At 61.9% G+C, this 24,193-nt stretch carries 24 protein-coding genes and 1 pseudogene; 6 read left to right on the forward strand and 19 right to left on the reverse strand.

Annotated elements, in window-relative coordinates; translation table 11 throughout:
- Window positions 1-212: pseudogene (locus AC0C6X_RS05205) on the forward strand (hypothetical protein); the annotation flags it as partial.
- Window positions 213-235: 23 nt separating this feature from the next.
- On the opposite strand, the gene AC0C6X_RS05210 reads toward AC0C6X_RS05205, so the two are convergent.
- Complete coding sequence (locus AC0C6X_RS05210) at window positions 236-565, reverse strand: YciI family protein (protein WP_472952117.1); 330 nt, start codon at window positions 563-565, stop codon at window positions 236-238.
- A gap of 136 nt (window positions 566-701) precedes the next feature.
- On the opposite strand from AC0C6X_RS05210, the gene AC0C6X_RS05215 reads away from it, so the two are divergent.
- The 3 genes from AC0C6X_RS05215 to AC0C6X_RS05225 all read left to right on the forward strand — a co-directional run bounded on the left by AC0C6X_RS05215 (window position 702) and on the right by AC0C6X_RS05225 (window position 2,822).
- On the forward strand, window positions 702-968 hold the full coding sequence (locus tag AC0C6X_RS05215) for a hypothetical protein (protein ID WP_173518407.1): 267 nt from the start codon (window positions 702-704) through the stop codon (window positions 966-968).
- 399 nt (window positions 969-1,367) lie between these two features.
- Window positions 1,368-1,637: a hypothetical protein gene (locus AC0C6X_RS05220; protein ID WP_247961006.1), complete on the forward strand. Its 270-nt coding sequence runs from the start codon at window positions 1,368-1,370 to the stop codon at window positions 1,635-1,637.
- A gap of 207 nt (window positions 1,638-1,844) precedes the next feature.
- A complete protein-coding gene (locus AC0C6X_RS05225; RefSeq protein ID WP_247961009.1) occupies window positions 1,845-2,822 on the forward strand; it encodes a L,D-transpeptidase family protein in 978 nt (325 codons plus the stop codon).
- Between the two features lie 113 nt (window positions 2,823-2,935).
- Here AC0C6X_RS05225 and AC0C6X_RS05230 read toward each other — a convergent pair whose 3' ends face one another.
- Entirely contained in the window at window positions 2,936-3,124 is a 189-nt protein-coding gene (locus AC0C6X_RS05230) for a hypothetical protein (RefSeq protein WP_334198366.1), read from the reverse strand.
- A 160-nt stretch (window positions 3,125-3,284) separates the two neighbouring features.
- Here AC0C6X_RS05230 and AC0C6X_RS05235 point away from each other — a divergent pair, with 160 nt between their 5' ends.
- On the forward strand, window positions 3,285-3,539 hold the full coding sequence (locus tag AC0C6X_RS05235; RefSeq protein ID WP_247961005.1) for a hypothetical protein: 255 nt from the start codon (window positions 3,285-3,287) through the stop codon (window positions 3,537-3,539).
- A 185-nt stretch (window positions 3,540-3,724) separates the two neighbouring features.
- Here the strand turns inward: AC0C6X_RS05235 and AC0C6X_RS05240 are convergent, their stop codons facing one another.
- From AC0C6X_RS05240 to AC0C6X_RS05315, 16 genes are all read right to left on the reverse strand, one after another.
- Window positions 3,725-4,567 (reverse strand): HpcH/HpaI aldolase/citrate lyase family protein, encoded by an 843-nt coding sequence (locus AC0C6X_RS05240; protein ID WP_247961004.1) that lies wholly within the window; start codon window positions 4,565-4,567, stop codon window positions 3,725-3,727.
- Window positions 4,564-5,781 carry a CaiB/BaiF CoA transferase family protein gene (locus tag AC0C6X_RS05245; protein WP_247961003.1) on the reverse strand — a complete coding sequence of 406 codons (1,218 nt, stop codon included), beginning with the start codon at window positions 5,779-5,781 and terminating at the stop codon, window positions 4,564-4,566. Before AC0C6X_RS05245 ends, AC0C6X_RS05240 begins: the two co-directional genes overlap by 4 nt.
- A complete protein-coding gene (locus tag AC0C6X_RS05250) occupies window positions 5,778-6,827 on the reverse strand; it encodes an ABC transporter ATP-binding protein (RefSeq protein ID WP_247961002.1) in 1,050 nt (349 codons plus the stop codon). Before AC0C6X_RS05250 ends, AC0C6X_RS05245 begins: the two co-directional genes overlap by 4 nt.
- Before the next feature lie 30 nt (window positions 6,828-6,857).
- Window positions 6,858-8,957, reverse strand: coding sequence for an ADP-ribosylglycohydrolase family protein (locus tag AC0C6X_RS05255; protein WP_472952119.1), 2,100 nt, complete (start codon window positions 8,955-8,957; stop codon window positions 6,858-6,860).
- A 16-nt stretch (window positions 8,958-8,973) separates the two neighbouring features.
- Window positions 8,974-10,179 (reverse strand): ADP-ribosylglycohydrolase family protein, encoded by a 1,206-nt coding sequence (locus tag AC0C6X_RS05260; RefSeq protein WP_173518416.1) that lies wholly within the window; start codon window positions 10,177-10,179, stop codon window positions 8,974-8,976.
- Window positions 10,169-11,590: an extracellular solute-binding protein gene (locus tag AC0C6X_RS05265; protein WP_247960999.1), complete on the reverse strand. Its 1,422-nt coding sequence runs from the start codon at window positions 11,588-11,590 to the stop codon at window positions 10,169-10,171. Before AC0C6X_RS05265 ends, AC0C6X_RS05260 begins: the two co-directional genes overlap by 11 nt.
- Window positions 11,591-11,639: 49 nt before the next feature.
- Entirely contained in the window at window positions 11,640-12,542 is a 903-nt protein-coding gene (locus tag AC0C6X_RS05270) for a carbohydrate ABC transporter permease (protein WP_173518418.1), read from the reverse strand.
- The gene (locus tag AC0C6X_RS05275) at window positions 12,542-13,417 is read right to left on the reverse strand and encodes an ABC transporter permease (RefSeq protein WP_312033052.1); all 876 of its coding nucleotides are present in this window, start codon (window positions 13,415-13,417) and stop codon (window positions 12,542-12,544) included. Before AC0C6X_RS05275 ends, AC0C6X_RS05270 begins: the two co-directional genes overlap by 1 nt.
- A gap of 93 nt (window positions 13,418-13,510) precedes the next feature.
- Complete coding sequence (locus tag AC0C6X_RS05280; protein WP_472952122.1) at window positions 13,511-14,560, reverse strand: LacI family DNA-binding transcriptional regulator; 1,050 nt, start codon at window positions 14,558-14,560, stop codon at window positions 13,511-13,513.
- A gap of 227 nt (window positions 14,561-14,787) precedes the next feature.
- Complete coding sequence (locus AC0C6X_RS05285) at window positions 14,788-16,407, reverse strand: dihydroxyacetone kinase subunit DhaK (RefSeq protein WP_173518421.1); 1,620 nt, start codon at window positions 16,405-16,407, stop codon at window positions 14,788-14,790.
- A 10-nt stretch (window positions 16,408-16,417) separates the two neighbouring features.
- Window positions 16,418-17,413, reverse strand: a complete 996-nt coding sequence (locus tag AC0C6X_RS05290) for an ABC transporter ATP-binding protein (RefSeq protein WP_173518422.1) — start codon at window positions 17,411-17,413, stop codon at window positions 16,418-16,420.
- Window positions 17,406-18,503, reverse strand: coding sequence for an ABC transporter ATP-binding protein (locus tag AC0C6X_RS05295; RefSeq protein ID WP_173518423.1), 1,098 nt, complete (start codon window positions 18,501-18,503; stop codon window positions 17,406-17,408). Before AC0C6X_RS05295 ends, AC0C6X_RS05290 begins: the two co-directional genes overlap by 8 nt.
- Before the next feature lie 4 nt (window positions 18,504-18,507).
- Window positions 18,508-18,696 (reverse strand): hypothetical protein, encoded by a 189-nt coding sequence (locus tag AC0C6X_RS05300; protein WP_058321421.1) that lies wholly within the window; start codon window positions 18,694-18,696, stop codon window positions 18,508-18,510.
- Entirely contained in the window at window positions 18,693-19,634 is a 942-nt protein-coding gene (locus AC0C6X_RS05305; protein ID WP_173518424.1) for a carbohydrate ABC transporter permease, read from the reverse strand. The genes AC0C6X_RS05300 and AC0C6X_RS05305 overlap by 4 nt, the downstream gene beginning before the upstream one ends.
- Entirely contained in the window at window positions 19,631-20,578 is a 948-nt protein-coding gene (locus tag AC0C6X_RS05310; protein WP_173518425.1) for a carbohydrate ABC transporter permease, read from the reverse strand. The genes AC0C6X_RS05305 and AC0C6X_RS05310 overlap by 4 nt, the downstream gene beginning before the upstream one ends.
- 106 nt (window positions 20,579-20,684) lie before the next feature.
- A complete protein-coding gene (locus AC0C6X_RS05315) occupies window positions 20,685-22,019 on the reverse strand; it encodes an ABC transporter substrate-binding protein (protein WP_173518426.1) in 1,335 nt (444 codons plus the stop codon).
- A 276-nt stretch (window positions 22,020-22,295) separates the two neighbouring features.
- Here AC0C6X_RS05315 and AC0C6X_RS05320 point away from each other — a divergent pair, with 276 nt between their 5' ends.
- Complete coding sequence (locus AC0C6X_RS05320) at window positions 22,296-23,333, forward strand: LacI family DNA-binding transcriptional regulator (RefSeq protein WP_173518427.1); 1,038 nt, start codon at window positions 22,296-22,298, stop codon at window positions 23,331-23,333.
- Between the two features lie 56 nt (window positions 23,334-23,389).
- Here AC0C6X_RS05320 and AC0C6X_RS05325 read toward each other — a convergent pair whose 3' ends face one another.
- Window positions 23,390-24,193: a polysaccharide deacetylase family protein gene (locus tag AC0C6X_RS05325; protein WP_472952125.1), complete on the reverse strand. Its 804-nt coding sequence runs from the start codon at window positions 24,191-24,193 to the stop codon at window positions 23,390-23,392.

Consider the following 24,193-nt stretch of genomic DNA (forward strand, 5'->3'; position numbering starts at 1 on the left):
TCGAACTCGACCTCGGCCGCAATCACCCGCCGGTCGAGATCGAACTCTCGCCCGAACGCGCCGCCGCCGGCGACCACAGCCGCATCGCCTTCCGCCCGACCAAATGGAAACTCTTCAGGGACGGAGAGCGACAGGCTGTAGCCGCGGCGGCGAAAAGCGAAAGCAGCCCTATCGAGATGCAGGAGCCAACATTGGTTGCCCAGGCTTCCTGAAGAACGACACTTGGCCGTCGGGCTCAAGGAATCTCCAATGGCCAGACCTCGACCACGCCATGTGCAACGGCACAGGGCGTGAGCGATACGATTTCGACCGCTTCTGCCAAGTCAGCCGCCTCGATCACCGCAAAGCCGGCCACAGGAAGCGACGACGACATGAACGGACCGTCTCGCTTCTCGAGATGTGCAGCATTGGCGTTGCGCACCTGGACAGGCGCTCCGGCGATCCCCATCAATACCCCTCTTGCGCGAAGTTCCGCATCATGCACGTGCGCCGCGTCGCGGACCGCCGCCGCCGTGCGGTCGTAGCCTGCACGGTCTCCATATCCAATCGTGACGAATTTCGGCATGAACCTCATCCTCCTGGCACTCTACTTCCGACGGGCTAATTGACAGTCTGGCCGACGAGGCCTCCCGTAAGGCAACGCGGATGCACAGGGAAAGTTGCGACGAAACCAACGCCCGTGCCACCACAGGGAGGATGCAATGCCGACCATCATCGCCCACCACAAGATCACGAAAAGTGCGGAACATTGGCTGAAATCGCCGAAGCGTAAAGAGTTCTTCGGCCCGCTGGGGGTGACGAGCATTCGAACCTTCGTCGATCCCCGGGACCAGACCCAAGTGGCAATTCTCATGGACGTCCCTGATCTGGACGCCCTGTCGAAAGCCATGCAAAGCCAAGCCGCGGCCGATGCCATGGCCTTTGATGGCGTGGTGCCGGAGTCAATCGTGATCCTGGTCGAGGCGTAGGCACAGTCGGCGACGTCAAAACGTAGTGGAGAGCCGTCCCAACGACGATCCCGACCGGATCACCGGCGACCGCGAAAAGCTCGAAGGCCGAATTCGGGAGCTTTACGGGATCGACCAAGGCCCGCGCCCCGCGCAAGGTCGCTGATTGGTATGGCTGCCAGGCCCTACCGAACACGTCCACCCGTCGTCACTGGCTTAATTCCATGAAGAGGTATAGATTGTCCGGCCGGTCGTCGACCCAGAGCTGACGGCCGCGAATGACTGCATGGGAGATCGAGCGGCGAGTGCCGGTCTCGATCAGGAAGGCCGCGGGTCGAAGCCAATTCAGCGACACTCCGCGCGAGACTGAGAGCGTCAACTGGAGGATGGGTCGGAATCGCGGCCGCCAGGGAGGTTTCAATGCAGTGGGCAGTCAATGATCTCAATGGCCAATGGAATGCAGCCGAGCTTGAAATGCTCCAGCGGACATTCGACCGGGTCTGCCTGTGGCAGAACATCCCGCCGAACAGTCTGCGTGCCGGGCGCCTGGTTCGCTACCTGACAGATCAGCTTCGCGGCGGCATTAGCGACGAGGGTACCTTGTTTGAAAACGCCATGTTGCTGGAACGCTCGCGTTCGGACGCGACGTCCTTTCCGCGACGCGGCTCTCCGATGCGGGTGCTCAACTAGTCTGCGTTGATGGATAGGTGCGCCTAGCCGGCAGGGATCATCCCAGACGAGGGCAAAGCGGTCCGCGCCCTGGCCACCAGGTCGGTGCGTAAGATGACTGTTGCCTCGATCAATGCCGCGTCGGCTCTCCGGGGTCTGAGCCCGCCGTCGTCGCAACACGCCGATGCGAGGCGGGAACAAATCAAGCGCGCAGACGATTTCGCGGTCATGAAGACCGTGACACTGTCCACTGTGCTGTTGTTGCTCTTGCCCGCCGGTTTGGCCACGGCCCAGACGCTTCAGCCAGATTTGATCAACAGCGCGTCGATCACGCCCAGTTTATTGAAGCGGATAGCCGCCATCTCGGACAGGCCGGACCCGGCTATCGTTCGGCTTCAAGTTCTTCTCGACCGCGCGGGCGCATCGCCCGGGGTGATCGATGGCTACGGCGGCGAGAACGTTGCCAAAGCGGTCGCTGCCTTCCAGACCATGCAGGATCTGCCCGCAGAGGGCAGATTGGATCCCGACCTCCTCGAACGGCTTTCAAAGCAGACGCTGGTGGTGCACCCCTATGTCGTATCCGAGGACGACTCCAAAGGGCTGGTCGCCAAGATACCCAACGACTATTCCGAACAGGCGAAAATGGATCATCTCGGATACACAAGCGTCGAGGAGAGGCTGGCCGAGCGCTTTCACATGGATATCGATCTTCTCAAGGCGCTCAATGCGACTTCGACGTTCTCCGTCGGCGAGACCGTTTCCGTTGTGATCCCTGGCGCGCCAAGGCAGGGGATGGTCAAACGCATCGAAGCGCACCGACGCACCGGCCAACTGATGGCCTTCGGCGCCGACGGAACGCTGATCGCCGCCTACCCAGCCACGATCGGGAGCCAGGAGACGCCGTCCCCTTCGGGGACCCATAAAGTAAAAGGAGTGGCGCGAATGCCGCCCTATATCTACAATCCCAAGATCAACTTCCAGCAGGGCGACAACAGAGAGGTGTTGACCTTGCCTGGCGGTCCGAACAGCCCGGCCGGTAGCGTCTGGATCGACCTCTCGAAGCCCACCTACGGAATCCACGGCACGCCGGAACCATCACTGATTGACAAGGTCGGATCACACGGCTGCGTTCGTTTGACCAATTGGGATGCGGAGGAACTGGCGGCGATGATTGAACCTGGCGTGATCGTCGAGTTCGTCGACTAAACCTCTTTGACGCTAAGAAACGCGAAAAGGGCGACTGAAGTCAAAACGCGCCGCCTGCCGCGCGAATGGGTCGGTCCCGTCGCGATGGACCGTAATACCTCGATGTCGGGTGTTCAGCGGATGCGCGTATGGGCGCGCACGATATTCATCTGAAGTTCGTGGCTGGTTGCGTATCTGCCGAGCACCTTGATCAAACGCCGCTCCTCGGCCTTGTGGATACCGGTGCGCCGGCAATAATCCGCTACATCCCAGATATGTTTGGCCTGGGAATTGTCGACTGTTCGAACATCCGTGTGTTTCATTCTGTGCCTCCCCTTGCGAGCGCATAACGCTGGGAGGCTGGTTTGGTTCCGTGAGGGTCCTGAAATCAAAAAGCACCGGCGACAATTGTTCCTCAATGGAACGTAGCTTCCGTCTGCGGGTTTGGAGCGCGAAATGCCACTGAAACCAGGAGACGATGCAATGTCCAATAGACTTCTGATTGCGGCCATCATGGCCGTCTCTTTCACCGGCGGCGCCATGGCCCAGGCCGATATGACGTGCGATGAGGCGGGCATGACAAAACTGGAAACGGACGTGAACTCCATCACGGACGCAACCAAGAAGGAGGCGGCGACCAAGGAACTGGCCATGGCCAAGGAAGCGATGGCGGCGAAAGATACGGCGAAATGCAAGACGCACATGGAGAATGCCATGAAGGGCAAGGATGCCATGTGATTTCGCGAATACTGCCGGCCAGGGTGCCTTGCCGCTTCCCGCGTCGAATGCAGCCAGGCCGGCGGCCTGTCTTTTCCTGTGGCATTGTGGCATCCACCTTGATGCCCCATTCCCGGGTTCGCCGGTAGCACCGCATCGGCGGAACTTTGGGGCGACAGTCGACGGGCGCGCCTCAGAGATTTCGGCTAATCGATCTTCTGTAAGATGCGGCGGGCACGCTCGATGATCGGCGCGTCCACCATCCTGTCGCCGACCAAAAAGGCGCCTCTGCCTTCCGCCGCGGCACCTGTCGCAGCGTCCAGCACGGAGCGCGCCCAGGCGATTTTTTCTTCGCTGGGCGAGAATGCGGTATTCATGATCGGCACTACCGAGGGATGAACACAGGTCGCGCCATCGAAGCCATGGCGGCTTGCTTCTCGGGCAGCGGCCACAAGGGCATCGCGCTGCTGATAGTCTGCAACGGTCGCCAGAGTTCCGAACGACAACTTGCCCTCCGCCTTGGCGGCGAGATGCACGAGCAACTTGGGCAGACGTAACACCTCAGGAACCGGTTCGGCCCCTATGCTGGTGGCGATATCTTCCCCGCCGGCTACGAGGCCCAACACGCGCTGACAGGCCGCAATCGGCCTTGCGTCCAGCACGGCGCTGGCGTCTTCCAACAGCGCGACGAAGCAGAGCGGTTCACGCCCGAGTTCTCGCTCCGTCACTGCCAGGCGTTCGGCAAGGCTGCGCAACTGCTCCGGCGAGTTTGCCTTTGCGATGAAGAGACCGAAGGCCCCGGCGCGGCAAGCAGCCTCCGCATCCGCCTGCTGCATCTCCGGCTCGGCATTGACGCGCACGAAGACCTTTGCGCCACTTCGGCCCGCCATGGGGACTGCTTGCACAAGTCCGGCGCGTGCCGCTTGCTTTTCACCGTAGGCAACGGAATCCTCGAGATCGAGGATGATTGCATCGGCGCCTCGCTCGTGCGCCTTGGCGATAAAGCGCTCGGACGAGGCGGGGACATAGAGAAGGGACCGCAGCCTCATGGTGCATCGCCCTCCAAAATGAGGTTGATGGCTTCCATATCCAACCCGACCTCGGTCAGGACTTCAGCCGTGTGCTCTCCAAGCGCTGGCGCAGGTCTGCGCCACACACCCGGCGTTTTTGAAAGCCGCGGCACGATGTTGTGCATCGGCAGGCTGCCGAACTCCGCATCCTCCACGTCGACGATAATTTCGCGTTCGGCGAAATGCGGGTCGGCGATGGCATCGGCGATGTTATAGATCGGTCCGACCGTCGCGCCGGCGTCGCGCATGATCTTCAGCGCTTCGTCGTGGTCGTGCCGGGCGAACCAGCCGCCAACCGCTTCGTCGACTAGGTCACGATTCTTGACGCGCTCTGAATTGGTGGCAAAGCGCGGATCCTCGTTCATGTCGGCGCGACCGATGATCTCGAAAATTCGCCTTGCGACCTGCGGCGTGGAACCGGAAAGCGCCACGTATTTGCCGTCACGACATCTGTAGACGTTGCGCGGCGCGGCCGTGTTGGAAGCGCTGCCCACACGCTCCTTGATCTTGCCGGTCGTCTGGTAGATCGCGGCTTCCGGTCCGAGCACGGAAAACATCGGCTCGAGCAGCGACAGGTCGATCACCTGTCCTTTCGCGTAACCGCGATCGCGCGCAAGCAGCGCCGTCACGGTAGCCGAACTGCCATAGACACCCGCGATCATATCGGCGAGCGCCAGCGGCGGCAGCACCGGTTCACGGTCCGAAAAGCCCGTTCGGTAGGCAAAGCCGCTCATGCCTTCGACGATCGTGCCGAAGCCGGGAAATTGGGCATAGGGGCCGGTCTGGCCGAACCCTGAGATGCGCACGATGATCAGGTTGGGATTGCGCGCGTGCAGCGCTTCCGGCGAAAGCCCCATGCGCTCCAGCGTTCCCGGCCGAAAATTCTCGATGAAGACGTCGGCCGTATCGATCAGCGCCCAGAGCGCCGCCTTGGCCGCCTCCTGCCTGAGATTTAACACGACGGAGCGCTTGTTGCGACTATAGGTCTTCCAGTAGAGCGAGTGGCCGTCGTCCTTCCAGTCCCGAAGCGGATCGCCGGCCGGCGGCTCTATCTTGATCACGTCTGCGCCGGCATCGGCAAGCTGCAGCGACAACATGTTGCCGGCGACGAGACGTGAGAGATCAAGGACCCGGGTGCCGGCAAGCGGTCCCTTGGCAGTTGGATCGAACTGGCGCTTGGCAAATCCGCTCATCGAATTCGCTCCCCGGTTTCCTTGTCGAAGAGCAGCACCTTGTCGGCATCGATCGTGAGCCTCACGTCCTGGCCCGCCGAAAGTGGCCGACCGCCGTGGACGACCACCGAGATATCCTGGCCGCCCATATCGACGACGATCTCCTGATCCTCCCCGGTCGGCTCGACCAGGCTGATGCGGCCCGGCACGCCCATCGTTCCAAGCGTGATGTGCTGCGGGCGAATACCGCAAACGATACGCGTGCCGGGTTGCACCTTCCCTCCGAGGGGCAGCGAAACGCCGTCGCGGGTCGATGCCGTCTCGCCGTCTGCGATCGCCTCGATGAGGTTGATCTCCGGTGAACCTATGAAGCCGGCAACGAAGAGATTGGCGGGATCGTTGTAGAGTTCGAGCGGCGCGCCCGCCTGCTCGATCTTCCCGCCGTTCATGACCACGATCTTGTCGGCCATGGTCATGGCCTCTGTCTGGTCATGCGTGACATAGACCATCGTCCGGCGCAATCGCTGGTGCAGCTTCTTGATCTCGCTGCGCATCTTCACGCGCAGCTTGGCGTCGAGATTCGACAGCGGCTCGTCGAAGAGGAAGGCGCGCGGGTCGCGCACGATCGCGCGCCCCATGGCGACACGCTGGCGCTGGCCGCCAGAGAGTTCTCGCGGCAGGCGGTCGAGCAACTTTTCCAGGCCGAGGATTTCGGCTGCCTCCGTGACGCGCTTCTGGATCTCAGCCTTCGGCGCGCCGGCAAGCTTCAGCGCGAAGCTCATGTTCTCCGCGACCTTCATGTGTGGATAGAGCGCGTAGGACTGGAAGACCATGGCGATGTCGCGCTCCTTCGCCGGCATGTCGTTGACGACCTTGCCGCCGATGGTGATTTCGCCCGCTGAAATATCCTCCAGCCCGGCGATCATGCGCAACAATGTGGACTTGCCGCAGCCGGAAGGGCCGACGAGCACGACGAATTCGCCATCGGCCATTTCCAGCGAGATGTTGTTGAGCACGGCGACGCTGCCGTAGCTCTTGCCGACGCTTCTGAACTCTATCTCGGACATGTTTCCTCCCTTCTTTTCCTCTACGCGCAATCAGCGATCGGCAACCTCGAGCCGGCCGATCGACATGCGTCCGGCCGACGCCATGCGCAGGCCTGCCATGCCGTAGCGGAGCGTCGTATCGTCCGCCTGAAGCACCCGCTCGCCATCAACGGAAAGCGTCAGCTTGCCGCCTTCGACCGTGAGGTCGACCGCGTAGCTTCGGCCGTGTTCGATCCGGAAGGGCTTACGGGCAAGGATCGTGGTGCCGTGGTTTTCCAGCAGAATCACGGCCTCGCCATTCTCGAAGCCCGCCGCATAGAAGCGGCTGGTCCCTTGAGCACGCGCCATCACCAGATGCGAAGCGCCGGAGAGCGGCTGAAGCTCTGCAGTGACGCTGACGTCGCGCAGATACGCGTTACCGGTCCAGGCATCCGCATCGGTGGCCGTATGGGCATGGATGCGGCCCTGCTGCAGGCTCCAGTGGCCGCGGTTCCAGGTAAACCGGGTGATGCCGCCCCATTCCTGCGCCTCCTTTGCCGGGTCGATCACGACGCGGCCCTTGCCGGACACGGAGAAGTCCGCAAGGAACAATCGGCCGAGGAACTTCAGGCGGCCGAAATATTCGACCAGAATGCCGATCTCGTCGATCGCCTCGCCATTGCCATCGGGGATGGTGAACTCGTAGTCCTGCCAGCCGCTCGCCGAGGGTACGTGCCAGGCGCTCGTTTCCTGAATGGTACCGCTCATGGCGCGACGAACGTAGGACGCCACGCGCAGGTTGCCGTCGCCGTTCCACGGGTCGAGCCAGAGTTTGAACTTCACCCGCTGGCCGTCATCGGCAAGCGGCGTGAACATCGGGCGGTAGCGCTCGTCGTCGAAATCGGAGCGGCGGTAGAAGGGCTTCCAGAAGACGCGACCGCCCTGCCCGCGCTCCAGCCGGTCGAGGAGAATTTCCAGCGATCCCTTGGCATTCTCGGTGTGACGTTCCGCCGATGCCTTGACGGCAATCTGGTTGAACGGCTCGGTGCGGAAGCCATGGGTCGCGCCGGGAGCATCGAAATCGAAGCGCACGCCGCGACGCTCGAAGTCCTCGACCCAGAGCGCCGGTGCTTCCCGCCCCTCAAGCCGGAGCGCCAGCACGGTCAGCTCGCGGGCGAAGGAGGGAAGGTCGACGACGTTGATCGTTCCGGTAACGCCCGAAGCGACGACGAAATCGTTGATCGGCTTGCGGTATTTATCCCAGCCCGGCTGCACCTGCTGCAAGGTGCCGACGATCGCACCGGCATTGCCAGCGTTGCAGTCCGTGTCCCAGCCAGCCATCGTCGCGATTTCGACCGTACGTGGCAGGTCGCCCTGGCCATAAATCAGCGCCATGACGAGCACGCCGGCATTTGGAATGATGTGGCAGACGCCCGGATAGCGGTCGTAACCCCATTCCGCGGCCAGCATGTCGCGGCAGGCGCGCCAGTCGTTCCGGTTTCCATCGTGGAAATGGAGCACCGCGCGAGAGACCTTGGCGTAGAGGGAGTCGGCCGGGATGGTTGCAAGCCCCGTCTCAATGACCTCCTCGACATTCTTGGCAACAAAGGCCTGGGCGATCGCCGCCGCGCAGAAGCGCGCACCGTTCAGCCCCTCGCCGTCATGCGCGACGCTTGCCGCGCGCGCCGACGCTTCGGCCGCCTTCTTGGGATCGGCCGGATGCACCCAGCCCCAACTGTCGATGAAGATCTGGCCGCCGATCTGTTCGGCAACTGTGGTGCCGTTCTGGGCGATCGAGCCGGATTGCGGCGCCGGGATGCCGGCGCGAAGGTTCTGATAGGCGGTATGCTCGGTCGAATTGCCGAAGCCGCCCCACCAATACATGCCGTGTTCCTCGGCCGCATAGTTCAGCCAGGTCTTGCCGACCTCCTCGGCGGTCGCACCGAGACCGTAATCGCGCAGCGCCCGGATGAAATAGACCGGACCGTTGGTGTCGTCATCCGCCGCGAAATTCTTGAAATCGCGCAGATATTCCGTCACCTCGCCATAGGTGTCCCGGATGCGTTCGTAGCTCCAGATCGTCGGTTCGACGGGCGCGCCAAGACGGACGCCGATCGCCTTGCCGATGAAGCCGGAATAGATACGCTCGAAGATTTCTGTGGTGCTGAGCATCGGATACTTTCAAGGTCTAGAGACTGAAAACCTGGGTGAGTTCGAGGGCGGCAAAGAGCCCCGCGCGCGCCTGCATGCGCGCCGTTTCTCGCTTGCGGTCCGCCATCTGGATGACGGTCACCGTTTCGGCGAAAGCATCGGCGGATCGGAAGAGATCGAGCTTGTTGACGCGGTCGAGCTGGGAGGCCATCGCCCGGTCAATGATGCTTTCGCCATGCATGGCGCCGAGGATCGCCCCGGCCATGACGCCGATCGAATCCGTGTCGCGGCCTGAATTGATGCCGTCGACGATCGTCCTGTAGAAGTCCCCGTCATTGACGACGGCGAAGCCGAGCGCCAGCGGCAACTCCTCGATCGCGTGGAGGCGCGACGGCTGGTAGGCGTCCGTGGCAAGGCCCGCCTTCTGCGGCGTGTGCTGGACGTTGTCGCCCATCGGCGAATAGCGGGCGATGATGCGGTGAAACTCGGTGACGACCGTCTGATGGTCCTCGCCCATCAACGAGCGTGCGGCACCCACAATATCGGCGATCGCATCGTGCGTACCGTCCTTGGCAACGGCAAGCGCTTCGTCGATGACGGTGTCGAGCGTGGTCCCCGGCACGAAGGCGGCCGCAACGGCTGCGGCAAGCACGCCGGCGGCCTCGAGGCCGAAACTCTGCTGATGGCCGCAGGCAAAGGCGATCGCCTCGTCATAGGCTGCCTTCGGATCGCAGGCATTGGCGACGCCGACAGGCGCGATGTACATGGCTGCGCCGCAATTCACCATGTTGCCGACGCCGCCCTGACGCGGGTCGCAGCCGGAGAGCTGGTGGCGCTGGAAGATCCACTTTTCCGGATAGAACAGGCGCTCGATCAGCATCGTTTCGCGCTGCAATTCCGGCACCCAGCGCGGCGTCCAGGCGATCTCGCGCACCATGCCGGAGGCCATGTCCCAGGCATCGAGGTGACGCTTGACGTCGTTGTAGATCGACATGACGCAGAGTGTCATCAGCGTATCGTCGGTGACGATGCCGCCACCGCGCACGCGGCCGTTGCGGGCTGCTTCGCTCTGCTTCATGCGGTGCCACTCGGTATCGAGTGACGTCACCCGGCCATAGCGCTCGCGAATTTCCGCGGCGGAGAGTTTTTCGACCGGCGCCCCGATGGCGTCGCCGTAGGCGACGCCAAAGAGAAGCGCCCGAACTCGTCCCTTGAAGGAGAGCCCAGCAGCATCATTTGTCATTGAGAACCGTCCTTGCATATTCGGTCATTTTCTCGCCGCCGGCAGCGTTCCATTCGGAAACGAACTGGTCCCACTGGTCCATCTTGGCTTCGCCGGAGACGAACTTGTACACCCAGGCCCGGTAGACATTTTCCGTGGCATCGATGTCGGTGGCGTATTCGGCAGGCCAGACGAAGGCGTTGTCCGGCTTGAAGTCGGCTGAGATCGTCTTCAGCGATTGCTGCGCGGCCTCGCTCAGCCATTGCACCGGCGGCTGCCAGTTTGCGGCCACGAGGAAGCGGGCATACCAGGTGGCGAGCTTGTCGGTCGGCTTGATGGTCTCGCCGTCCTTGGTGTACTGCTCGCCCTCGAAGCCGAGCCGTTCGATCGCCTGGCCCTCGGGGCTGGCGATGAAATCGAGCAGCTTGACCACCTCTTCCTTGTGTTCCGAGGTTGTCGCGATCGCGAGGCCGCGGGATTCCTTGGAGACGTCGAGCGCCATCAGGCCCTGGCCGGCCGGCCCCGTGGGCGGCGAAAGCAGGCTCAGCGTCACGTCGGGATGAGCCTGGCGCATCTTGCCGCCATAGATGTCGATAACCTCTGCGGAGGAACCGAAGATCACGCCGGCGCGGCCGGAATAGAACTTGTCTTCCTTCACGTCCCACTTGGTGGTGATGAACTCCGGATCATAGAGCCCCTGCTCCCGAAGCAAGGCATAGAAGGCGATCTTCGCCTTTTCCGCTGCCGAAACGCGCGCGTGGATCCATTCGCCGGCCTCGTTCTTCATCCAGGTGCCGGTCACGCCGAAGGCCTGGTTGAAGATCGCGTCGAGCTCCTGGGTGTTGTCGGCGGTGGTGACGCCGTAGGTGTCGGCCTTGCCGTTGCCGTCGAGGTCACCATCCTTGATCGCCTTGAAGAGGGCGACGTAGTCGTCGGTCGTCTTGGGCGCCGCAACGCCCGATTTCTCGAGCCAATCCGTGCGGATGACCGGCTGTGGCATGCGCGGCGGGTAGACATAGAGCAGATAGGGATAGTTCTTCAGCCGCTCGACATTGTGCGGGAAGAGCGCTTCCTTGAGATAGGTCGTCTTTGGCAGCCAGTTGTTCCAGTCTTCGAGAACACCCTGTTCGGCCATCTTGGCGTCGCCGCCCTGGAAATAGATGAGATCCGGGATGTCGCCGGAGAGCAGCATGGCGCTGAGCTTGTCGGCATAGCCCGAAGACGGTAGGTCGATGATCTGAATGTGGATGTCGGTTCCCTTGGCCTTCAGCGCCTCCTCATAGGCCTTCATCAGCTTCACATCGTCAGGATTGCTGGTCACCAGGTCTTTCGAGACGACACGGATCGTCACCGGGTCGGCGAAAGCAGGCATCGCCACGCTCGCCATCAGCGCCACGGCGGTCGTTGCGCCCAGGATCAGTTTTCCAAGCATGTTTGTTCCTCCCAATATGCTTTGGCTTTCATGTTTCGGTTCTGCATCGTCAGCCCTTCAGCGCACCGCTCATGGTGCCCTTGGTGAAGAACTTCAGGATCAGCGGATAGATCGCGAGGATCGGCGCGATGGTGAGCAGGATCATGCCGGCCTTCAGCGCTCGAATATTGATCTGGCTCGCGCCCGTGTAGTTGTTGCTATCGACCACACCGACCATGGCGAGTTTGTCGCCCTCGACCACGAACTGGCGCAGCACGACCTGCAGCGGCCATTTCGACTGGTCGTTGAGGTAGATCATCGCCCGGAAAAACTCGTTCCAGTGGAAGACGAAATAGAAGAGCGCGATGGTTGCGAGCGCCGATTTGGCGAGCGGCAGCGCCACGTACCAGAAGATCTGGAAAGGATTGGCCCCATCGAGTTCGGAAGCCTCGATCAGTTCCTTCGGCACTTCCTCGAAGAAGCGCACCAGGATGATCAGGTACCAGGCGTTGACGACCTTGAAGAGGATCAGCGACCAATAGCTGTCGAGCAGGCCGAGGCGCTTGTTGATGAAATAGTCCGGGATGATGCCGGGTTCGAAGACGATGGTGACCAGTACGAAGACGAAGATGATGCGTCGGCCGGGCAGACCGGGACGCGAAAGCGCCCAGGCCATCAGCGCCGTGAGAACCACGCCAAGAGCGGTGCTGACCAGCGTAATGAAGATCGAGTTGAAGAGACCACGCTGAACGGCGGAATTGTTGACCAGCAGGTTCCAGACCTCGGTCGAAAACCCGTTGGGGATGACCGTCAGGCCGCTCATGCCCGCGACCTTGCCCGGGTCGGAGAACGATATTGCGAGCAGGTTGAGGAGCGGCTGGACCGTCAGCACGACGAGGAAGAGCAGCGTCGAGACGATGATCGCATATTCGAGCCGCTCGAGCGGTGTTCTGCGGACGTTGTGGGCGGCCATCACCATACCCCCTTGCCGGTAAGACGTTTGGAGAGAAGGTGCGCGGCGACGATCATCAGCATGCCGAGCACAGCCTTGAACAGGCCGGCAGCCGTTGCCAGCGAGTATTCGCCGGTCTGCAGGCCGATGCGGTAGACATAGGTGTCGATAATATCGATCTTGCTGCGCACGACGTCGTTGGAGAAGTTGATCACCTGATTGAGGTCGGCATTCAGGAACATGCCGGCGTTCAGGATGAAGAGCGTCGCGATCGTCGGCACGATGCCGGGGATGGTGACATAGCGGATCTTCTGCCAGCGGTTCGCGCCATCTATCTCGGCCGCGTCATAGAGTTCCTGGTCGATGGCGATGATGGCGGCGAGATAAAGCAGGCTGTCCCAGCCGGCGGAGCGCCAGATCTCCGAGAAAACCAGCACCCAGCGGATCGAGCCGTTGTCGGTCATGAAGGACACCGGCTGCACGCCGAAGAAACCAAGCACATCGTTGACTGCGCCGTCGCTCGGCGAAAGCACCGCGATGAAGACGCCGGCGATGACCACCCAGGAAAGGAAGTGGGGCAGATAGATCGCCGACTGGATGAATTTGCGGAATGCCCCTCCCCGGATTTCGTTGAGCAGGAGCGCGACGATGATCGGGACCGGGAAGAAGAAGACGATCTTCATCGTCGAGATGATCAGCGTGTTCGCCAGCACCTGCCAGAAGATCGGCGACGAGAACAGCGTCTGGAAATGCTTGACGCCGACCCAGATGTTCGGCGGGATGATGCGCAGCTGCTCGAAGGCGATCTTGGCTTCCCAGATCGGAAAATAGTGAAAGATCACGAAGAAGATCAGCCCTGGCGCCATCATTAGGTAATAGGGCCACCATTGCCGCACGCTTTTCGAGAAGCTTTGGCGTCGAACTCTGGGAACGTTCCCATTTTCTGACAAAGTTGCGTTCGCCACAAACTCGTTGCTGACCGCCATTCCCTACCTCCCTGCCGCCACGCGCACGGTGGCCGCCTCCGAAACATCGGCAAGCGAGCCGCGTTCCACCAGCCGGCACGGCAGATATATCCGTTCGCGCTGGTGACGGCCGGCGATCTGGTCGAGCAGACATTCGACCGCGCGAACGCCGATCTGCCGGCCGGGTTTTTCGATGGTCGTAAGCCCCGGCCAGGAAAAGGCCCCTGCCGGGATGCCGTCGAAGCCCAGGATCGAGATATCCTCCGGGCATCTCAACCCAGCTTCACGAACGGCCATCATGGCCCCAAGCGCCATGAGGTCGTTCGCCACGAACACGGCGCGACTGCCCCTCCATTGCCTCGTAAGCAACCGGGCCATCGCACTGCGGCCGCCCTCGACGGTGTAATCGGACTCTTCGACGAGCAGGACTTCGGGATCGACATCGCGGGCGATGCAGTGCTCATGGACGGCGCGCAAGAACCGGGCGCGCGCGAGACGCGACCGCGGCCCGAGCATCAGCGCCGGCGCCGGGTGTCCGCGCTCGACGAGAATGTCCATGCCGAGCCGAACCGCCTGCGCAATATCGGAACCGACGCTCAACGTATCGGGGAAACGCTCGGCGCTGGAACCGATGAAAACGAAGGGCATGCCGAAACGGTCGAGGTCGTCGAAATTGTCGGCAACCGGATTGATGATCGCGCCGTCGACACGGGCCCGGCGAAGCGCACGCAGGTGGGTCGCCTCCTTGTGCGCATCCCAATCGGACGAGAAAATCAGAAGCGAAATGTCATCCTTCGCCGCACGATCCTGTGCGCCACGGGCAACCTCGGCCCAGAACGGGTTGGTGATATCAGGAATGACGATGCCGAGCAGGCCGCTTCGGCCGGAGCGCATACCGACAGCAAGCTGATTGGGCTCATAGCCCGTGGCGGCGACAGCCTTCAGCACGCGATCGCGCGCTTCCTCGGAAATATTGGCGGAGCCGCCGAGAACACGCGCGACGGTGCTCTTCGAAACGCCTGCGCGTTTGGCAACGTCGATAATGGTCGCCCTTCGGCCCGTCGGGTTGTTCATAAGGCTTCCTCCCAAAGTTCCGGCAATGCCTCTCCATGCACCGCCACGAACTTCATGGGAACGTTACCACGACGAAAAATACTTTGGCAATATGCAGGAGAAAATATCCTGAACTTTGCTGCCAGCCCGCCGACGACGCGGCGGCTTTTCCACCAGGCATATACGGGCGGCAAGCGCCCTTTGCCGCCGAACGCCAGGCTCGGCGGCAAAATAGTGGTAGCGGCAATCTACGCGGCCAGATGCTCGAACAGTCGGGCGACAGCCTCGGCGCCGGGGTCGACATGACCCTCAAGCTGCTTCGCATTGATATAGGCCGCGCGTCCGGCCTTGGCGCGCGTCAGGGTGGAGGTGAAGTTCGCCCCCGTTCGTGCGGCAGCCGCCGCCGCAACGACGCTGTCCTCTAGGGCATCGAGCGCCGGAGCCAGAGCATCGATCATCGTTCTGTCGCCGATCTTCGCGCCGCCGATCTCCTGCATGCGTGCAAGCCCGGCTCGAAGCGCCTCGCGCATCGGCAGCCCGCTCGATGCCCCATCGCCGGCGGCTGCAAAGAAGATGGCAAGCAGCACGCCGGAGGAACCGCCCATGGTCTGACTCAGTTCCTGGCCGATCGCCCGCAAAAGCTGGGTGTGATCGGAAAGTGGCAGTCGATCGATGGCATTGATCAGCGCCCGGGCAGCACTTGCCAGTGTCGAGCCCGTGTCACCATCGCCGGATTTTGCATCAAGTGCATTGAGATCCTGCTCGGCAGCGATCAAAACCTTGCAGCAATCGATCAGGAACGCGCGCGTCGCCCGATGGTCGGATGCCATCGGCGTGATCGGCGTCAGCCCATCTGGCAAGGCTTTGACGGCGATCGGCCGGACCTCGGATACGCCCGGCCAGGCGGCGATCGATACCGGCGTCTTCAAGAGTTCAAGTTCGGCCTGGTCGGCGGCAAAGACCGAGACCGAGAAGCCTTGCATATCGAGCGATGTCATCAGCGGCGCCGGACCGATCGTGTGGGTGATCCTTCTGCCGACGGGCAAATGGACGAGGTCGTGAGCGAGCACCGACATTTCGAGCACAGAGGTGCCGCCCAAATTGTTGATCAGCGCGACGTGGGGACCTTCACCCATGACGGACGCCAGCCGTTCCGCCATGGTCGCCACCGACGAGCGGGCGCCTGCAAAGTCGATCTGCTCGACACCGGCTTCGCCATGAATGCCGAGACCGAGCTCCGCCTTGCCCTCCGGTATCCGCTCTTCCTTTGGGGAACCCGGAACCCTGCAGGTGTCCAGCGACATGCCGATGCTGCGCGTGCCGGCAATGACCTTCTTGGCGGCGGCGGTTACCGTGTCGAGATCCGCGCCGCGTTCGGCGAGTGCGCCGGCGATCTTGTGCACGAACAGCGTACCGGCAACGCCGCGCGCCTGCGGCAGGTCGGGCAGCGCTATGTCGTCGCCAACGATCACCATGCTCACCTTCAGCCCGAAGGCGCGGGCACGCTCGGCGGCGAGGCCGAAATTGAGCCGGTCGCCGGTATAGTTCTTGACCACGAGCAGGCATCCGGCCGGACCGGTCACGGCGAGAATGCCGGCGAGCACGGCGTCCACGCTCGGCGAGGCGAAGACATCGCCGCAGACGGCGGCCGTCAGCATGCCGCGACCGACGAAACCCACATGGGCGGGTTCATGACCGGAACCGCCGCCTGAGACGATCGCGACCTTCGATTTATCCCAGTCGCTGCGCAACACGACCCGGATATGCGGATAGCCGTCAAGACGGGCAAGCGCGCCGCCGGACAGGGCCAGAACGCCGTCGATCGCTTCGGTGACGACATCTTCCCGCTTGTTGATGAATTGCGCCATTTCGAGCTCCTTAAGCCAAACGCATGCCTGCCGCATCGAAGTAGAGCGGCTTCGAAGGTTGAATCTTGATTGTTTCACCGCCCCGGAGCGGCGTATGGGCGTCCGTGACGGTAATGAGGTCGTGTTTCCTGAAGGTCAGGTGCAGACGCGTCTGGTCGCCGAGGTGCTCGACGCGCTTGACCAGCGCGTCCTCCCCCTCACCCTGTTGGATATGCTCCGGCCTGAGGCCAATGCTTGCAGCGCCCAAGGGAGCGCCGGCAAAAATATTGGCCGGAAGCACATTGATCCGTGGTTGTCCCAGGCGCGTCGCCGCGTAGACACTGACCGGCTGCTCATACACCTCGCGCGGCGAGCCGAACTGAACGAGCTTGCCCTCGTTCAGCACGCCGACATGGGTGGCCATCGTCATCGCCTCGATCTGGTCGTGGGTAACGTAGAGCAGGGTTGCGCCGGACCTTGCCTGAATGCGCTTGAGCTCGATACGAAGATCGGCCCTCAGCTTGGCGTCGAGCGAGCTCAACGGCTCGTCCATGAGGAAAATCTGCGGGTCTCGGACAAGGGCGCGACCGATGGAAACGCGCTGCATCTCCCCACCCGACAGCGCCGTCGCCTTGTTGTCGAGCTTGTGCGCGATCTGCAGAACCTCGGCAACCTCGCTCACTTTCCGGTCGATCTCCTCCCTCGGGGTCTTCAACAAGGGTGATTTCAGCGGAAACTCAAGATTCTGACGAACGGTGAGATGCGGATAGAGCGAATATTGCTGGAAGACCATGGCAACGTTGCGTTCGGCAGGCGCCAACCCTCTCATCGGTCGTCCATCGATAAAGACCTCGCCGCGATCGGGCGTGTCGAGGCCGGAAACCATTCTGAGCGTCGTCGTCTTTCCAGCACCAGTCGGCCCGAGCAGCACAACGAAAGAACCATCCGGAACCGTCAACGAGACATTATCGAGAGCGATGGTGCCGGCAAATGTCTTCGAAACGTTTTCCAAGACGACTTCAGCCATGTCCCAGCACTCCTTCATTGCCCTCGGATAACAGCACCTTGCCGGTTTCGGCGTCGAAAATCGAAAGCGTCCTCGCGTCGAATTCGAGGCCGACCTGCTCGCCCTCATGAACCCGGTGGCTAGACGGGATGCGCGCCTTCAGTTCGCCGTGGCCTGTTACGAGCGTCACGATCTGGGTGGTCCCGAGATATTCGACGGCGCTTACGCGCCCCCGGTAGGCGCCGTCACTCACGAACGTCACGTGTTCCGGCCGGACGCCGAGCGTCAGCCTACCGGCACGACCTTCCCGCGACGTCGGCACCTTGACCATTATGCCGCCGAGATCGATCAAGCCGCCGCCGACGCCGATCATGCCCTCAAACTCCAGGAAGTTCATTGGCGGTGAACCGATAAACTGAGCCACGAACTTCGTCGCGGGCCAGTCGTAGATCTGCTGCGGCTTGCCGAACTGTTCGACCACCCCATGATTCATCACCACGATCTTGTCGCCCATCTGCATCGCTTCGAGCTGGTCATGGGTCACATAGACGGTGGTTGCGCCCATCCGGTCGTGCAGCGCCCGCAATTCCTCGGCCATGTGCTCACGAAACTCGGCATCGAGTGCGCCGAGCGGCTCATCCATGAGGAAGGCCTTGGGGCGACGCACGATCGCACGGCCGAGCGCGACGCGCTGGCGGTCTCCGCCCGAAAGGCCGCCGACGGGCTTGTCGAGAATGTTCTCGATCTTGAGAATACGGGCGACTTCCGCGACGCGTGATTTCACCTCCTCGCCGCGCAGGCCCTGGCTGAGCAGCGGATAGGAGATGTTCTTGCGCACGTTCATATGCGGATAGAGCGCGAACATCTGGAAGACGAAGGCGATGTCGCGCTTGCTCGCGGGCTTCATCCCGACTTCTTCGCCGTCGATGAAGATCTCGCCACTCGTCGGCAGTTCGAGGCCCGCCATCATGCGCAATGTCGTCGTCTTGCCGCAGCCGGACGGGCCGAGCAGCATGAAGAACTCGCCATCCTCGATCGTGAAGCTCGAAGAGCGCACCGCGGTAAAGGCGCCGAACTCCTTGCGCACATTCTGGATTCTGATCTGCGCCATCGGCTTACTCCGGAAAATGGCTGACGATGATGAACATCACCGTGCCCAGCAAGGTTATGACGAAGGACCAGGAATAGAGCACGAGAACGAAGGGCTGCATCAGCATGAAGACGCCCGCCGCGATCAGCGCCGATGCCAGCATTTCCCAGGCACCGCGACGCAAATGCAGCAATCCGTTGAAAAATCTTGTCATTTGCGTACGGCTCCGAAGGTGATGCCGCGCAGCAGGTGTTTGCGCAGGAGAATGGTGAAGACCATAACCGGCACGAGGAACAGGGTCGCGCCCGCAGCAACCGCCGGCCAGTCCTGGCCGCTGACGCCGATGATGGTTGGAATGAAGGGTGGCGCCGTCTGAGCGTTGCCCGAGGTCAGAAGCACGGCGAACGCGTATTCGTTCCAGGCAAAGATCAGGCAGAAGATGGCGGTGGAGGCGATGCCCGTCGCCGCCTGCGGCAGCACCACCTTATAGAAGGCCTGGAACCGGGTGTAGCCGTCGATGAGAGCCGCTTCCTCATACTCGACCGGAATTTCGTCGATGAAACCCTTGAGCAGCCAGACCGACAGCGACAGGTTGACGGCCGTATAGAGCAGGATCATGCCCGCATGGGTGTCGTTCAGGCCCAACGAGCGGAACATCAGAAAGATCGGGATGGCGACGGCGATCGGCGGCATCATCCGCGTCGAAAGAATGAAGAACAGCAGATCGTCCCTCAGCGGAACCTTGAAGCGCGAGAAGGCGTAGGCGGCGGCCGTGCCGAGCACGATGCAGAGCACCGTCGAACCGAAGCCGATGATCACCGAATTGGTGAAGCGTTCGGCAAAACGCGACGGGCCGGAGATGACGAGACCATCCTTGCGAACCAGCTTGTCATACCAGGTCTGCGGCTCGCCGACCGCCTGCAACTGCTCCTCGGAAAGCCGGGTACGCGTCGTGAAGACGTTGACATAGCCTTCCACAGTCGGTTCGAAGAAGGTCTTCGGCGGATAGGCGATCGCGTCGGATGGCGACTTGAAGCTCGTCGCGATGATCCAGACAAGCGGAAGGATCGTGATCAGCGCGTAGCCAACGACCAGGATCCCGGCGAACCACTTTTGCCGTTGGGACGGCTCGGTTACGGAATAGCTGCTCATCGCTGTTTGACCTTGTTCAGGGCTTTGACGTAGATCGACGCAAGGCCGAAGACGGTGACGAAGAGAATGACGGCATAGGCAGAGGCGTAGCCCGTGCGCCACTTCTCAAAAGCCTCGCGCTTCAGGTTGATCGAGGTGAGTTCGGTGATCGATCCCGGTCCGCCGCCGGTCAACTGCACAACCAGGTCGAACATCTTGAAATTCTCGATGCCGCGAAAGAGCACGGCGAGCATCAGGAAGGGCAGCACCAGCGGGATGGTAATCGTCCAGAACTGCCGCCATTTGCTGGCGCGATCGCATTCGGCCGCCTCGTAGATGCTGCTGGGAATGGAGCGCAGGCCGGCAAGGCAGATCAGCATCACAAAGGGCGTCCACATCCAGGTGTCGACGATGATAATTGCCCAGGGTGCCAGCGACACATCGCCGATCATCGAGAAACTCGACGGATCAGCCCCGGTCAGAAACCCGACCGCGTAGTTGAAGAGACCGATCTGCGGCTGGTAGAGGAAGGTCCAAAAATTGCCGACCACCGCCGGGCTCAGCATCATCGGCAGCACGATGATCGTCGTCCACAAATCATTGCCGCGGAACTTCTTGTTGATCAGGTAGGCAAGCGAGAAGCCGATCAGCACTTGAAGGACGATCGTCCAGATCAGAAAATGCGCCGTCGCTTGCATCGTCAACCAGATGTCCTTGTCGGACAGAATGCTCAGGTAGTTCTTGAGCCCGATGAACTGGACCTCGGCATTGGGGCGGTTGACACGAAAGTTCGTAAAGCTCAGCCGGACCGTCCAGATCAGCGGAAAGATATTGACGGCAAGCAGCAGGACGATCGACGGGGCGACGAACAACCAGGCAAGCGCGCGATCCGACAATCTTCGAACCCGCTTGGCAATGGCATGCGGCGTCGCTCCGGCGACCCGGTCCACTGTTGATTTCAGCATGGGTAGTCCCTCATGTGATTAGGCGGCGACAGAGCCGGGGAATGCCTCCGGCTCCATGTCGCGCCATGGCGCGCTGGGAGGTGCGCCGCCACGGTCATGATGGCGATCAGTATTTGCCTTCGTCGTCGAAGATCTGCGTCCAGTCCTTGACGAGACCATCGAACGCATCCTGGGCAGAGCCCTGGCCGGCGACCACATAGTCGTGGAAGCGCTTCTGTGCGGCCTGGAGCAGGGAGGCATAGGAGGGCTCGGCCCAGAAGTCCTTCACGATAGCCATGGAATCGAGGAAGGTCTGGGCATAGGGCTGACTGGTCGCAAAGCCGGGATCTTCGACCACTTTGCGCAGCGCCGAATAGCCGCCCATCTGCCACCATTTCTGCTGGATATCGGGCTGGGCGAACCACTTGATATAGGCGAGCGCATCGTCCTGCTTCTCGGACGCCGCGACGACCGAGATCCCCTGGCCGCCAAGTTGTGCGAATGCGACGCCATCAGGTCCGGCCGGATTTGGGAAATAGCCCGATTTTTCGCCGCCCACATTGGCATCGGCATTGATACCAGGCCAGGTGAAGGCGAAGTTCATGTGCAGCGCGACCTGACCCGATTTGTAAGCGTCGATATCCTCGGACATGTAGGCGTCGGAATGGCCGGGCGGCGTGCAGCAGTCGTAGAGCGCCTTGTAGAATTCCAGCCCCTGCACGGCTTTGGCGGAGTTCACGTATCCTTCGAGCTCGTATGGCTTGTCCGGGTTTTGATATTCGAAGCCAAAGCTGTAGAGCACGTCCATCGCACCCATGGTGATGCCTTCGGATCCGCGCTCAGTGTAGATCGCAGCACCGTAGACGGTCTTTCCATCGATCTCCCGCTTCTGGAAGAATTCGGCGATGTCCTTCAATTCGGCAAAGGTCTTCGGCACGGCGAGGTCACGACCGTACTTGCTCTTGAATTCGGCCTGCAGTTCCGGGCGGGCGAACCAGTCCTTGCGGTAGCTCCAGCCGACGACGTCGCCGAATGCCGGCAGAGCCCAGTAGTTCGGCGAGTTCTTCGGCCATTCGGCATACCCGACGACGGTCGCCGGGATGAAATCGCTCATCTTGATGCCTTCCTTGTCGAAGAAATCATTGAGCTTGACGTACTGGCCGTTTTCAGCGGCGCCGCCGATCCATTGGCTGTCGCCGATCATCAGGTCGCACAGCTTGCCGCCGGAGTTCAGCTCGTTCAGCATGCGGTCGGCGAAATTCGGCCACGGCACGAACTCATACTTCATCTTGATGCCGCTCTTGGCTTCGAAATCCTTACTGAGCTCGACAAGAGCGTTCGCCGGATCCCAGGCCGCCCAGCAAAGTGTCAGCTCGGTCGCGCTTGCTTGACCGGTATTTGCGACGCCGGCCGCCAGCAGGGCACCCGATGCGGCCAATGATTTGAAATGACGAAGTTCCATAGCTGGGGGCCTCCTCCCCTCTCCTTCCGACCTCCATCGGAAGCTGAAAACGCCTACGGCGAATTTTGGACGCAAAGCGACGTCCCTGCGTAGGCCCGACTTCTTCGCATCGCTTCGTGACCCCACGCACTCCTCTGAACGGCCACAGATAGAATGATATTGAGGTGCGCACCTCAATGCAAGCAAATTTTGAGGTGCGCACATCAATTCTTGCTTTTCGATTGCTTTTGTTGGAGGAATCACCCTGAAGGATCGAGAGCAAAGAGAAGCGATAGAATGCGTCCTACCGCGAAAGACCTGGCAGAAGCGGCCGGCGTAAGCCTGGCTACCGTCGACCGCGTACTGAACGACCGGCCGAATGTCAGCAAGAAGGCTTTCCGCAAGGTCAACGACGCCATCGAGCGTATCGGTTTCGTCCGGAACCCGGCGGCGGTCGCGCTCGCGCGCAACAAGACCTACCGGTTTCGCTTCGTCCTTCCCCTCTCGGGCGACCAGTATCTGAGCGAGCTGATCGGGTGCGTCACCGAAGCCCGGAACGCGCTGCGCGCCGATTCCACCGAGGTGGAGGCCGTGCAAATCCCGATGGCAGATCCGCACCACGTCGCCAAATATCTGAGCCTCATCGATCACGAGACCGTCGATGGCGTCGCGGTGATGGCACCGGAGTCCCCACAGGTGCGCGATGCGCTGGTACGGCTCGTGGAACGGGGGGTAAGAGTGGTGCAGTTCCTGTCGGGCCAGGAACGACTGGAAAGCGCTGACTATGTCGGTATCGACAACGTCGCGGCCGGCGCCACGGCCGGCAAGATCGCAGGCCGTTTCATCGGCAACCGGGCCGGCAAAATCATGGTCGTGGCAGAAACCATGATGGCACTCGACAGCATCGAGCGCCGCCTCGGCTTCGACGGCATCATCAACGCGCAGTTTCCACAACTCCAATGTCTGCCGTCGCTCGAGACCTATGCCGACGAGAAACGCGCCGAACTGATCATTCACCGGACGCTGCAACACAACCCGGACACGCTGGCCGTCTACGTGTTGAGTTCCGAGGCGCGAGCGCCGTTGACGGCGGTCTGGAATGCGCAGGGCTCGCGCCAGCTCACGGTTATCGCCCACGAGCGCACGCCCTTCAGCGAGCGGGCGCTGATGGAGGAACGCATCGATGCCCTGATCGCCCAGGACCCGGGCCATGCGGTTCGAAGCGCACTACGCATATTGCGCGCCCGCGCCGACCATCGCGAACCCCTGGCCTCGCAGGAGAGGATCCGCATCGAGATCCTGCTCAAGGAGAACCTTCAGCTGCAAAGCGGTTGAGATGACAGTCGAATAGTGGGCAGCGATAGACGGTCCACGGGGGGGGGCCACACGGATCAGCGCCTTGGAAAGACGGACCTATGCAAGGCGCGCACCCGCCGCGCTGCCCGCCACCCGGTGGCGATGAGCCGGTCTACGGGCGGAGCAACCGGCACCTGCTGTTTCTCGATGAGATCCACGAGCGCCTCGGCCGTCATATCGCTGGTGACGACGATGCGCGAAAGCGCGAAGAGGTTTTCCGTCTCGTCGCTCAGCGCGTGACGCACCCGGCAGGCGGCGAGATACCCGGCCTCCTCTGCGATGCGGCGGGTGGCGCGCGAAGCGTAGCCGTGGGGATAGGCAAAAGTCGTCACGGCGCGCCCCAGGCCGTCTTCCAGCGCCTTCTTGCTGTCACGAAGCTCACGCGTCGCCTTCGCCCATGACAGCGTGTCGAGCTCCGGATGGCTGACCGAATGCGCGCCGATCTCCACGCCCGCCTTCTGTAGATTGTGCAAGGCAGCCCAGTCGAGCATTGGTCGGCTGCCTTCGCCAAGATCGGCAAGCCATCGAGCCGTGGCGCCGACCAGGCCGGAGACGACATAGAGCGTTGCGGAAAAGCGGCGGGCCATCAAGACCGGCATCGCCCCCTCGGCGAAGTCGCTCAGCCCATCGTCGAAGGTGATCAGGCAGGTCAGAGGTGGCACCGGCTGAGCGCTACGCCGCAGGAGGGCGAGATCGCCCACCGTGATCGCGCGGTAGCCCCGGTCCGACAAAGCGTGGAGGTGGGAGTCGAGCTCCCGTTGCGTCACCAACCAGCGCCGATAGGCCGAGGCGCAACTCGAACCAACGCTATGGTAGACCAGAATGGGGATGGATTGCAT

The organism is Ensifer sp. VA4 (assembly GCF_055710065.1).